Source organism: Herbiconiux daphne (assembly GCF_024979295.1).
GTDB lineage: Bacteria > Actinomycetota > Actinomycetes > Actinomycetales > Microbacteriaceae > Herbiconiux > Herbiconiux daphnes.
This window is the reverse complement of the sequence record NZ_JANLCJ010000010.1, coordinates 108999-121173: the sequence shown is the minus strand read 5'-3', so window position 1 is coordinate 121173 and position 12175 is coordinate 108999. Positions and strand designations below refer to the sequence as shown.

At 72.5% G+C, this 12175-nt stretch carries 7 protein-coding genes; 4 read left to right on the top strand and 3 right to left on the bottom strand.

Features of this window, described 5'->3' with window-relative positions:
• Positions 1–470 precede the first annotated feature (470 nt).
• Together N1032_RS19985 and N1032_RS19980 are read right to left on the bottom strand one after the other, a co-directional pair.
• The gene (locus tag N1032_RS19985; RefSeq protein WP_259541592.1) at positions 471–1490 is read right to left on the bottom strand and encodes a helix-turn-helix domain-containing protein; all 1020 of its coding nucleotides are present in this window, start codon (positions 1488–1490) and stop codon (positions 471–473) included.
• 59 nt (positions 1491–1549) lie between these two features.
• On the bottom strand, positions 1550–2611 hold the full coding sequence (locus N1032_RS19980) for a Gfo/Idh/MocA family protein (protein WP_259541589.1): 1062 nt from the start codon (positions 2609–2611) through the stop codon (positions 1550–1552).
• Positions 2612–2757: 146 nt separating this feature from the next.
• Between N1032_RS19980 and N1032_RS19975 the strand changes: the two genes are divergently transcribed.
• On the top strand, positions 2758–4425 hold the full coding sequence (locus N1032_RS19975) for a RecQ family ATP-dependent DNA helicase (protein WP_259541579.1): 1668 nt from the start codon (positions 2758–2760) through the stop codon (positions 4423–4425).
• Positions 4426–5028: 603 nt separating this feature from the next.
• Here the strand turns inward: N1032_RS19975 and N1032_RS19970 are convergent.
• Complete coding sequence (locus N1032_RS19970) at positions 5029–5622, bottom strand: hypothetical protein (RefSeq protein WP_259541577.1); 594 nt, start codon at positions 5620–5622, stop codon at positions 5029–5031.
• A gap of 96 nt (positions 5623–5718) precedes the next feature.
• On the opposite strand from N1032_RS19970, the gene N1032_RS19965 reads away from it, so the two are divergent.
• From N1032_RS19965 to N1032_RS19955, 3 genes are read left to right on the top strand one after another with little or no spacing between them, the layout of a single operon-like run.
• Positions 5719–8379, top strand: coding sequence for a carboxylate--amine ligase/circularly permuted type 2 ATP-grasp protein (locus N1032_RS19965; RefSeq protein WP_259541574.1), 2661 nt, complete (start codon positions 5719–5721; stop codon positions 8377–8379).
• The gene (locus tag N1032_RS19960; RefSeq protein WP_259541572.1) at positions 8379–10163 is read left to right on the top strand and encodes an N-acetylglutaminylglutamine amidotransferase; all 1785 of its coding nucleotides are present in this window, start codon (positions 8379–8381) and stop codon (positions 10161–10163) included. Before N1032_RS19965 ends, N1032_RS19960 begins: the two co-directional genes overlap by 1 nt.
• The gene (locus N1032_RS19955; RefSeq protein WP_259541571.1) at positions 10160–12058 is read left to right on the top strand and encodes a S9 family peptidase; all 1899 of its coding nucleotides are present in this window, start codon (positions 10160–10162) and stop codon (positions 12056–12058) included. The genes N1032_RS19960 and N1032_RS19955 overlap by 4 nt, the downstream gene beginning before the upstream one ends.
• Positions 12059–12175 lie beyond the last annotated feature (117 nt).

Sequence of the window (12175 nt, the reverse complement as noted above, 5' to 3'; positions counted from 1 at the left end):
CGGCGGCGGCCGGGATGCCGGCGGGCGCGGCGGCGGCGGGCGCGGCAGTGAGCAGGCCGGCGCTGCCGGCGAGCAGCACGGCGGTCGAGGCCGCCCAGAACCGGGCGCCGAACCGGCGCGGTGGGCGGGAGGAGCGCGACGCGTGCGCGGCTCGCGGAGAAGCAGGTTTCGAGTTCACGGGGGCCCTTGATCGAGGAGCGACGGAGTCGGTACGGAGTCGGTGCGGAGCCGCGACCAGGTCGCCGAGTGGGCGGCCGGGTCGCGGTTCCCCCCATTCTGGGGATCGATCTCGCGGGCCGCGTGGCCGAGTCAGGCCATCTGCCGCACCAGGCCACGTGGGGAAATCTGATCGTTACACGGCGGAAATCCCGGGCTTACAACGAGCGCGGCGCAGCGGCGAAGCAGCGCAGGGCAGCGACCCAGCGGCGAAGGGGCGCAGCGGCGCTCCGGCGCTCCGGCGGCATCCGTTCTCAGAGCCAGCCGCGGCGCGCCGCCTCGAGCCCCGCCTGGAACCGGGTGCCGGCTTCGAGCTCGATCATCAGCTCTTGATTGCGTCGGCGGAGGGTGCGCGGCGAGATCTGCAATTGACGGGCGATCGCGTCATCCTTCATGCCCACCGCCATGAGGGCCAGCAGTGTGCGTTCCTCGGAGGTCGCGCCGCGCGTGCGTCCGGCGCCGGCGATCGCCCCCTCGGGCGGCGCACCCCCGCCCTCGAACGTCGCACGCGCGTCACCGAGCGGCAGCGACCGCGCCCAGTGGAACTCGAACAGCTGCACCAGCGCATCGATCAGCGGCTTCGACGACGTGACGAGCGCCGAGATGCGCCCCGGCACGAGCGTGAGCGACACGAGCGCGGCCCGGCGGTCGACGATCGCGAGCTTCACCGGCAGGTCGGGCGCGATGCGGGCTTGTTCGCCCTGCTCGGCGAGTTCGGCGACCTCCTGCCAGGTGGTGCCGTCGTCGAAGCTCTCGATCGTGTAGATGGCGCGCCACACCACTCCGCGATCGAGCGCGATGGCCTCGACCGGGTCGAGCGACGCCGACACGTAGGGCGGCCGGTCGAACGCCAGGAACTCGCTGCGCGCCTGGTGCTGCAACCGGGTGTACCAGGCGGCCACCGCGTCGGCGTCAGCGAGGATGGTGGTCTGCGTCTGGTCGATGCCGCTCGGCGGCACCCGCTCGAACAGCTCGACGAGTCTCGGCAGCGACTCGCGGATGCGCAGCACCTGATCACCCATGCGGTCGGCGATGGCGCGCAGGGAGTAGCCGGGGTCGACCGCCGCGTACTCCCGCTCGTCGCCCTCGAGTCGCGACGCGAGCCCCAGTTCGCGCAGGCTCTCGAGCATCGCGGATGCCGCCGGCACACCGAGCCCGAACTTCTCCGACACCCGTGCGGGGTTCGACGTGCCGTGCTCGAGCAGATCGAGGTAGACGCGTTCGCTCAAGGGGTCGAGCCCCGCCATGTCGAGGAAAGGAGTGTCTTCGGCCACCCCACCAGGGTAGGCGCGATCGCGGCCGCCCCTGTCGGTCGGCGGCGCCCGCGGTCGCGCTAGCGGTTCTGGCGGTGGGCCTCTTCGATGATGCGCAGCACGGTCTCGCTGTCGCGGGGGTCGACGGGCACCGGGCGGCCGGTGACGAGGGCCTCGGCCAGCAGGCGGTAGAACTCCGAGTAGGTGCCGCGCTGCTTCGGCAGCTGGCGCTCGGCGTCGGGCCCGATCACGAGACCGTAGGGGCTGATCTCGTCCATTCCGAATCGGTGGTCGCCGACGCTCATGCCGGCCTTGGCCTGCCGCTCCTGCGGATCGAGCCCGACCGACGCGAACACGGCCTTCGACCCCACCACCCGGAACCGCGGCCTGTTGCCGGGCGCGACCGCGCTCATCCAGAGCCGGCTGCGCACGCCGTTCGCGTGCTGCAGTGACACGAAGCTGTCGTCGTCGCTCACGGCGCCCGCGCGCCGGGCGTCGAGCTCGGCGTGCACGGCCGTGACCTCGCCGAACAGCTGCAGCGCCTGGTCGATCAGGTGCGGACCGAGATCGAACAGGATGCCGCCACCCTGATCCGCCGGGTCGACGTCCTTGTTCTTGGCGCTCAGCGAGGGCTTGAACCACTCGAAGGCCGACTCGAACTGGCGCACCTCGCCGAGGTCGCCGTTCTCGATGAGCGTGCGCAGGGTCAGGAAGTCGCCGTCCCACCGCCGGTTCTGGAACACGGTCAGCCGCCGCCCGGCACGCTCGGCGTGCGCGATCAGCTCGGTGGCGTCGGCCTCGGTGAGGGCGAACGGCTTGTCGACGACCACGTCGAGTCCGGCATCGATCGCGCGGCGCGCCAGCGGCACGTGCGTCGCGTTGGGGCTCGTGACGACCACGAGATCGAGGTCACCGGCCCGTTCGAAGAGGGAATCGGCATCCGTCACCACGACCCCGGCGCCGTAACGCTCGGTCGCCCTCCCCGCCCGCTCGGGGTTCGAGGTGACGACGGCCGCGAGACGATAGGCAGGGTCGGCGGCGATCAGCGGCGCGTGGAAGGTCTCGCCGCCGAGGCCGTAGCCGATGACGGCCGCCCGGATCGGCGAAGCGGAGACGGTGACGTCGTCGTCGGTGATGCTCATGCCCTCACGATACCGATCCGGGCCGCGGCCCGGCACTCGCGCTAGCGCTCGCACTCGCACTCGCACGGCACGCTCGCACTCGCACGCGACGGTCGCACGGCGTACGCTGCCCTCGTGCCCGTGGAGTCGGGCGTGAAGGAGCTCGCGTGACCTCGAACACCCCCTCGCCCACGACGCACGACCGCATCGCGGATGTCGCCCAGCGGGTGTTCGGGTGGTCGCAGCTGCGGCCCGGGCAGTCGACGGCCATCGAAGCGGTGGTCGACGGCCACGACGTGCTCGCCGTGATGCCGACGGGGTATGGCAAGTCGGCGGTCTACCAGATCGCGGGGCACCTGCTCGACGGACCGACGGTGGTGGTGTCGCCCCTCATCGCGTTGCAGGCCGACCAGGTGCAGCACATCGTCGAGAGCACCGGGCGTCCGGAGGCCGTCGCCATCAACTCGGCGCGGTCGTCGAGAGCCAATCGCACCGCCTGGCTGTCGGTCGCGTCGGGTGAGGCCGAATTCGTCTTCCTCGCCCCCGAGCAGTTCGCCCGCGAGGAGGTCGTCGACGAGTTGCGCGGGCTCGGGGTCTCGCTGTTCGTGGTCGACGAGGCGCACTGCGTGTCGTCGTGGGGGTTCGACTTCCGGCCCGACTACCTGCGGCTCGGCGGCGTGATCGAGCGGCTCGGCGGGCCGCGCATCCTCGCCCTGACGGCCACGGGGTCGGCACCCGTGCGCGACGACATCGTCGAACGCCTGGGGCTGCGGCATCCGCGGGTCTTCGTGCACGGCTTCGACCGGCCCAACGTGCACCTCGCCGTGGTGCGGCACGAGAGCGAGCACGACAAGCAGCGTGCGGTGCTCGCCCAGGTGACCGGCCTGCCCAAGCCCGGGCTCGTCTACGTGGCGACGCATTCCGACACCACCACCCTGGCCCTGGAGCTCAGCGCCGCCGGGCTCCGCGCCGCCGCCTACCACGGTGGCCTGCCCGCGGCCGAGCGCGAACGTGTGCACGGACTCTTCCACACCGACGACCTCGACGTGGTGGTGGCGACATCCGCTTTCGGCATGGGCATCGACAAGCCCGACGTGCGCTTCGTGGTGCACGCCGACGTGACCGACTCGATCGACTCCTACTACCAGGAGGTGGGCCGCAGCGGCCGCGACGGAGCCCCCGCCACCGCCACCCTGCACTACCGCGCCGAAGACCTCGGGCTGCGCAGCTTCTTCGCGAGCGGCCGCCCCGACGAGCAGAAGGCGCGCGCGGTCGCCGCAGCGCTGCGGCCGGCGGGCGAACCCGCACCAGAACTCCGGATGCCGGTGGCTGAGCTCACGGCGACGACCGGGCTGGCGGCGCGCTCGGTCGAGAACATCGTGAACCTGCTCGTCACGGGCCGGGTGGCTGACGAGAACCGCGAGGGCGTCGCGCTCGCCCCGGGTGTCGACGAGGAGACGGCGCTGGCCGCGGCCGTCGAGGCCGCCGACCAGCGCCGGCGCATCGACGAGTCGCGGGTGGCGCTGATCCGCGCCTACGCCGAGACGCTCGACTGCCGCCGCCAGTTCTTGCTCGGCTACTTCGGCGACGACCTCGCCGAGCCCTGCGGAAACTGCGACACCTGCGAGAGCGGCACCGCCTACGAGCGCCAGGCGGCCCGCAAGGCCTCCGCGACCGGTTTCGCCGAGGGCCAGAAAGTGCGGCACGCCGCGTGGGGCGCGGGCCAGGTCGTCACGATCGAGGGCGACCGCGTCACGGTGTTCTTCGACTCCGAGGGCTACAAGGTGCTCTCGCTCGCCGTGGCAACGGCGGGCGGGCTGCTCACCCCGGCCTGAACCGCCGCGCGGCTCTGCCTCGGGAGGAGCTGCGCGCGCTCGACACTGCCTGCGCCCCACCGGCGCTCTGCTCCTCCCGAGCCCACCACGAAGCCGCGCCTCAGCGCACACGTGCTGTGCTCTCGCTCGCCGTGGTTACTGCGGGCGGGCTGCTCACCCCCGCCTAAGCCGCCGCCCGCAGCTCAGCTTCGGGAGGAACTGCGGGCGCTCGACGCTGCCTGCGCCCAACAAGAGCTCAGCTCCTCCCGAGCCCGCCACGAGGCCGCGTCTCAGGGCGGGCGCGCGGTGGCCTCGCACGCCGTGGTCACGGCGGGCGGGCTGCTCACCCCGGCCTGAACCGCCGCGCGCGGCTCAGCTGCGGGAGGAGCTGCGCTCGCCCAACGCTGCCGGCGCCCCACCGGCGCTCAGCTCCTCCCGGGCCCACCACGAGCCGCGTCTCAGCGCAGGCGCGCGGCATTCTCGCCCGCGGCGGTCACGGCGGGCGGGCAGCTCACCCCGCCCTGAACCGGCGCGCGCGGCTGAGGTTCGGGAGGAGCTGCGGGCGCTCGACGCTGCCGGCGCCCCGACGGCGCTCACCTCCTCCCGGGCCCACCACGAGCCGCCTCAGGGCAGGCGCGCGATCGACACCGCATACACGGCGGGCTCCGACGTCACCGGGTTCTCGAGCACGGTCACGATGCCGTCGGTGCCGGTCTCGACGCCGACCGACTGCACGCTGCCGTCGCACGGGTGCTGCAGCGCACCGACCTCGGCCTCATCGAGCTGCTGCACCGACACCGTGAGCGGCCCGCCGTTCACGCACGCCACCGACACCGTGTAGCGCCCGGCGGGTGCGGGCCCGAACGTGCTGGTCGTGCGCGGGCTGCTGTGCTCGCTGAGCCAGCCGGAGTAGCCGGTCAGATAGCCCTCGGAGCCCGTGGTCGGCACCGTGCTCACGGCCCAGTCCTTGATGTCGTCGGGCGCCATCGGCAAGCGCGCGGCGTCTTCGGCCGCGAGCGCCTCCGCGGTCGCGGTGGGGTCGGGCGTCGGCACGGCGTCACCGGTCGGCGACGACGTGGCCGAAGTCGGTGGCGCGGCCGATCCGCCGTCGCCGGGCTCCGCGGTGCAGCCGCTCACGATCGCCAGAACGGCCGCAGCGAGCGCGATTCCGGTGGCTCGCACGGGCCCTGAGCGGGTGGTTCCGATCTGCTCATCCATGCGTTCCACGCTAATCGCAGGGCGCAAATCCGGCCCGAACCCAGCAATCCGGTGTGATTTCGACCGCGTCGAGGCCCATCGCAATAGGGTGAGCCCATGGCCGCCGAGTTGACCCTGGGCGCCGAGGAAGAACTCCACCTGATCGACCTCGCTAGCGGAAAGCTGTCGGCGCGCGCGCCGCAGATCCTCTCGAGGCTGCCCAGCGAGAACTACTCGGCCGAGATCCAGCGCACCACCGTCGAGACGAACACCGACATCGTGACGTCACTGAGCGGTCTCCGCGACGAGATTCTGCGGCTGCGCAAAGGGGTGATCGACGCGGCGGCTCCCGACGGGGTCGGCATCGCCTGCGTGGGCACCGCGCCGCGATCGGAGTTCGCCGATTTCGAGCTCACCACGACGGGCCGTTACGGCCGCATGCAGGAGCAGTACCGCCTGCTGGTCGACGAGCAGCTCATCTGCGGCACCCAGATCCACGTCGGCGTCTCCGACCGAGACGTGGCCGTCGACATCGCGCAGCGGGTGTCGCGCGACCTGCCGGTGCTGCTGGCCCTGTCGGCCAGTTCCCCCTATTGGAACGGGCACGACACGGGCTATTCGAGCATCCGCTCCATCATCTGGCAACGCTGGCCGAGCGCGGGCGTCACCGGCCCGCTCGCGTCGGGCGCTCAGTACGACGAGCTGCTGAGCGACCTGATCGCCACCGGCGTCATCGCCGACTCGAAGATGGCCTACTTCGAGGTGCGGCCGTCGTCGCACGCGCCCACCCTCGAACTGCGGGTGTGCGACGCCTGCCCCATCGTCGACGACGCCGTTCTCATCGCGGGGCTCTTCCGCGCCACCGTGCGCGCCGCCGAGCTCGACATCGAGGCCGGCCGCCCGTTCGTCGACGTCGCCGCCCCCATCCACCGCGCCGCCATGTGGCAGGCGGCTCGCAGCGGCCTCTCGGGCGACCTGCTCGACGACACCCTGCATCCGCGCCCCACCGCCGCCGCCCACGCCGTGCGGCACCTCATCCGGCGGCTGCGGCCCCAGCTCGAGGAGCTCGGCGACTACGACGACGTGGTGGAGCTCTCCGAGACGCTGCTAGCCCGGGGCAACTCGGCCGACCGGCAGCGCGCCGCCTTCGCCGAGCGCGGCGAGCTCGACGCCGTGGTGAAGCTCGCGGTCGAGGAGACCCACGGGCCGGCCAGCGGCATCCCGCCCGCCGTTCCCGCGCTCCGCACCTACCGCACCCGGGCCGGCGACGAGGCCGTCGGCCCCGGATCGCGGCCGCGCCCCGCCTACGAAGAGATCGTGGGCTTCTATGAGCGCCTCGACCCCGACCGGGTGGCCGACCGCATGCAGGCGGGCCTGGAATGGACCCGCCGCAACGGCCTCACCTTCGGCGTCGGCGGCGAACTGCGTGACTTCGAGGTCGACCTCGTGCCGCGGGTGATCAACCGGCACGAGTGGAAGCAGATCGCCGCGGGGCTCGTGCAGCGCGCGAAGGCCATCGAGGCGTTCCTGCAAGACGTCTACGGCGAGCAGCGCATCCTCAACGACGGTGTCGTGCCGCGGTCGGCGGTTCAGGATGCCCCCGGCTGGCACGACGCCGCTCGTCGCGTTCCCGTCGGCGCCGTCCGCGCGCCCGTGATGGGCTTCGACCTCGTGCGCAACGAGTTCGGCGGCTGGCGCGTGCTCGAGGACAACGTGCGCAACCCCAGCGGAGCGGCATACGGGCTCGCGATCCGGCGGCTGATGGACGAGGTCGCCGCCGACGTGCCGCGCCCCGCCGACGTGCTCGACCCCGAGACCGTGTTCGAGACGCTCCGGCGCGCGGTCGTGGCGGGGGCCGACTCGAACGGGGCCGAGGCGAACGGCGCCGGCGACGGCTCGCCCACGGCGGCCCTGCTCTCCAGCGGCCCCGACAGCTCGGCCTGGTTCGAGCACCGCACGCTCGCCGACGGCGCCGGCCTGCTGCTCGTCGAGGTCGACGACCTCGACGTGACCGGCGGCCGGGTCGTCGAACGCGCCTCAGGCCGCCCGGTCGACGCGCTCTACCTGCGCCTCGACGTCGAACTGCCCGACCTCGTCGACGGCTCCGGCCGTGCGATCGGCGACGAGATCATGGCGGTCGCCGAGGCCGGAGGCGTCTATCTCGCCAACGCCCCCGGCAACGGGGTGGCCGATGACAAGGCGATGTACTGCAACGTTCCGGCGCTGATCGCCTACTACCTCGATGAGCGGCCGCAGCTCGAGCAGGTGCCCACCTATCGCACGAGCGACGAGGCCGAGCGCCGCACGGTGCTCGAGCGGGTCGGCGAACTCGTCACCAAGCCCGTCGACGGGCACGGCGGCGAGGGCGTGCTGATCGGCCCGGCCAGCGGAGCCGCCGCGGTCGCCAGCCGCCGCGCCGAGATCTCGGCCGACCCCGCCGGCTGGGTGGCGCAGGAGGTCGTGGCGCTGTCGTCGCATCCGACGTTCTCGGCCCCCGACGCCAACACGGTGTCGCGCGCCGGCGCCGGGCGGGTCGACGCCGTGCTCGAGCCTCGGCACGTCGACCTGCGCGTCTTCGTCTATGCCACCGGCGACGAGGCGCAGCCGTTCGCGGTGGCCGACCTCGCCCTCACCCGCGTGGCCCCGGCCGGCAGCATGGTGGTGAACTCGTCGCGCGGCGGTGGCGCGAAAGACACCTGGATCATCGGGGAACCCGCGGCCGAGCCCGACAGTGCCGCGGCGGCATCCGGAACCGACTCGCAGAAAGGCGGCAGCTGATGTGCGGCGTCGCAGGTGAACTGCGCTTCGACGGCCGCAGCGCCGACGTCGAAGCGGTCGACCGGATGACGGCCTGCCAGCATCATCGCGGGCCCGACGGCACCGGGCTGTGGGCCAACGGCCGCGTCGCCCTCGGCCATCGGCGGCTCTCGATCATCGACCTCAGTGCCGCCGGCGCCCAGCCCATGATCGACACGGCCCTCGGTCTCAGCATCGTGTTCAACGGCTGCATCTACAACTACAAGCAGCTGCGCACCGAGCTCGAGGGCTCGGGGCACCGGTTCTTCTCCACCAGCGACACCGAGGTGATCGGCAAGGCCTACGCCGAGTGGGGCGCCGACTGCGTCGACCACCTGCTCGGCATGTTCGCGTTCGTCATCGTGGAGCAGGCCTCGGGCCGCGCGATGCTCGCCCGCGACCGCCTCGGCATCAAACCGCTCTATCTCGACGAGCGTCCGGGCCGCCTGCGGTTCGCGTCGACGTTGCCGGCCCTTCTTGAGGGCGGCGACGTCGACACGTCGATCGACCCGACGGCGCTCGAGTTCTACATGACGTTCCACTCCGTCGTGCCCGCGCCCCACACCATCCTGAACGGCGTGCGCAAGCTGCCGCCCGCGACCGTGCGCATCATCGAGCCCGACGGCTCGTCGACCGAGCACGTCTACTGGCGGCCCGACTTCGAGCGCGACCCCGCCCAGGCCGACTGGTCGGAGCGCGACTGGGAGGACGCCCTCATCACGAGCCTGCGCACAGCCGTGGAGCGCCGCATGGTGGCCGACGTTCCGGTGGGCGTGCTGCTCTCGGGCGGCATCGACTCGAGCCTCGTGGTGGCGCTGCTCGCCGAGGCCGGGCAGCACGACCTCAAGACCTTCAGCATCGGCTTCGACTCCGCGGGCGGCGAGTCGGGCGACGAGTTCGAGTACTCCACCCTGGTGGCCGAGCGGTTCGGCACCGATCACCAGCGCATCGCGATCGACAGCTCGCGCCTGCTGCCCGGCATCGACGCCACCGTCGCGGCCATGAGCGAGCCCATGGTGAGCCACGACTGCGTGGCCTTCTACCTGCTCTCGGAAGACGTGTCGAAGTCGGTCAAGGTGGTGCAGTCGGGCCAGGGCGCCGATGAGGTGCTCGGCGGCTACGACTGGTATCCGCCGCTCGCCGACGTGCCCCGCGACCAGGCCGTCGCCGCCTACTCGTCGGTGTTCTTCGACCGCCCACGGGCCGAGCTCGCCCGCATCCTCTCCCCCGCCTGGCTGGGCGAGACGGATGCCGCCACCGTCTTCATCGAGGCCGAGTTCGCGCGGCCCGGCGCCTCGACCTCCGTCGACGCGGCCCTGCGCAACGACACCACGATCATGCTGGTCGACGACCCCGTGAAGCGGGTCGACAACATGACCATGGCCTGGGGCCTGGAAGCCCGGGTGCCGTTTCTCGACCACGAGTTCGTGGAGCTGGTGGCGCGCATCCCGCCGGCCCTCAAACTCTCCGACGGCGGCAAGGGCGTGCTGAAGCGCGCGAGCCGCGGCATCGTGCCCGACGAGGTGATCGACCGCACCAAGGGCTACTTCCCGGTGCCCGCCATCCGCCAACTCGAGGGCCCCTACCTCAACCGGGTGCGCGACGCCCTCACCGACCCCGCCGCCGACGCCCGCGGCCTCTTCGACCGCCGCGTCGTCGACCGCATGCTCGCCGACCCCAACGAGACCCGCACCACCCTCGGCTCCAACGCGCTCTGGCAACTCGCCCTGCTCGAGATGTGGTTGCAGGAGCACGGAATTCGATGACCTCGTCGTTCGCCGACCTGCTCGTCGACGCGTGGGGCAGCTGGGGCCCGTCGATGACCCCGGATGCCGCCCGCGTCGCCTTCATCAGCGATCGAGGCGGCTCGCCCGAGGTGTGGGTGCAAGACGTGCCTGCACCGGGCTCGACCTCGGTGCCGGATGCCTATCGGGTGACGTTCACCGATGATCCGGTGATCTCGGTGAGCTGGTCGGCCGACAGCGCGTGGCTCGCCTGCGCCGTGGCGACCGATGGCGGCGTGCGCACCCAGGTGTGGGTGGTGCGCCCCGACGGAACGGATGCGCGACGCGTCTCGGGCCTGCCCGGCGTTCACGGGGAGCTCGGGCCCTGGACCCGCAGCGGCCACCGCGTCACCGTCACCCTGCCGTCGACCGAGCCCGGCGAACCGACCCGGGCCTACCTGGCCGACCCGGTGACCGGCGCGCTCGAACCCCTCGCCGTCGGCGACCTCATCCACGTGCTCGATCTGTCAGCGGGCGAACGGATGCTCGTGATGCGCGACGGCCGGCGCGGTCACGAGTTCTGCGTGGTCGTCGACCGGGCGACCGACGTCGATCATCCGGTGATGCCGCACCCGGCGCGCGGGGCGACCGAGGTGGCCTTCATCCGCCCGTCTCCGCCCGACGAGTCGGCGCCCGCCGTGGTCTACGCGGCCACCGAGGTGGGCCTGCCGCGGCGTCAGCTCGTGGCATCCGTTGTCGACCCCTCCGACTGGGACCGGCCTCCCGTGGTGCTGGCCGATCGCGCCGACGCCGAGCTCGAGTCGCTCGACTCCGACGACGAGGGCCGCTTGCTGCTGCTGGTGTGGAACGTCTCGGGTCGCAGCGAGCTCGAGCTCTATGACACCCACACCCGCCGGTTCGAGCCCGTGCCGGGCCTGCCCGGCGCCGTGGCGACGAGCCCGGTGCTGAGCCGTGACGGGTCGAGCGTGCTGCTCGCTGTCGAGGGTCCGCAGCGGCCGCGCGAGCTGTGGCGGCTCGACACGGCGGGCTTCGGCTGGACCAGGGTGACCGCGGTTCCCGAGCTTCCGGCGGTGCGGCTCGTGGTGCCGACCCTCGAGCGCTACCGCTCGCGCGACGGGCTCGAGATCACCGGCTGGCTCTACCGCGTGCCCGAGACGGTCGACTCGCACACTGCCGAGGGAGCCGACCCGGCCACCGGGCCGTGGACGCTGCCGATGGCCGCACCGCATCATCCGGGGCCCGCGATGCTGCACCTGCACGGCGGCCCCGAGTCGCAGGAGCGGCCCACCTTCAGTCCGCAGCACCAGGCCCTCGCGGCCGCGGGCATCACCGTGTTCGCGCCGAACGTGCGCGGGTCGTCGGGCTTCGGGCGCGAGTTCGTGCACGCCGACGACGTGCACAAGCGCCGGGGGGCCTTCGACGACGTGGTCGCGGCGGCGGCCTTCCTCGTGGAGCTCGGTGTCGCCGACGCCGATCGCATCGCGGTGACCGGGCGGTCGTATGGCGGCTACCTCACGCTCGCCGCGCTCGCGTTCACGCCGGGCGTGTTCGCGGCGGGGGTCGACATCTGCGGCATGTCGCACCTGCTGCACTTCTACGACGAGACCGAGCCCTGGATCGCGGCGGCCGCCGTGACGAAATACGGGCACCCCGAGCACGACGCCGAGTTCTTGCGGTCGATCTCGCCACTGACGAAGGCGGAGTGCATCGAGGTGCCGCTGCTGGTCGTGCACGGCGAACTCGACACCAACGTGCCGATCGGTGAGGCGCACCGCATCGTGGCCGCGCTGCGGGAGCTCGGCCGGCCGGTGAGCTACCTCGAGCTCGCGGGCGAGGGGCACGAGTATCGGCGGGCGTCGTCGCGCAAGCTGCTCATCGACGAGATGGTCGGGTTCTTGCGGGGGGCGCTGGGCTGAGGCGGAGTGGGCTGCCGGGCCTTGGGTGGGCCGGTGGCCGGCTGAGGCGAGGTGCCGAGCCTCGGGTGGGCCGGACCCCGGTCAGTGGCTTGGCCGGGCCCGGTCAGCGGGTCAGCG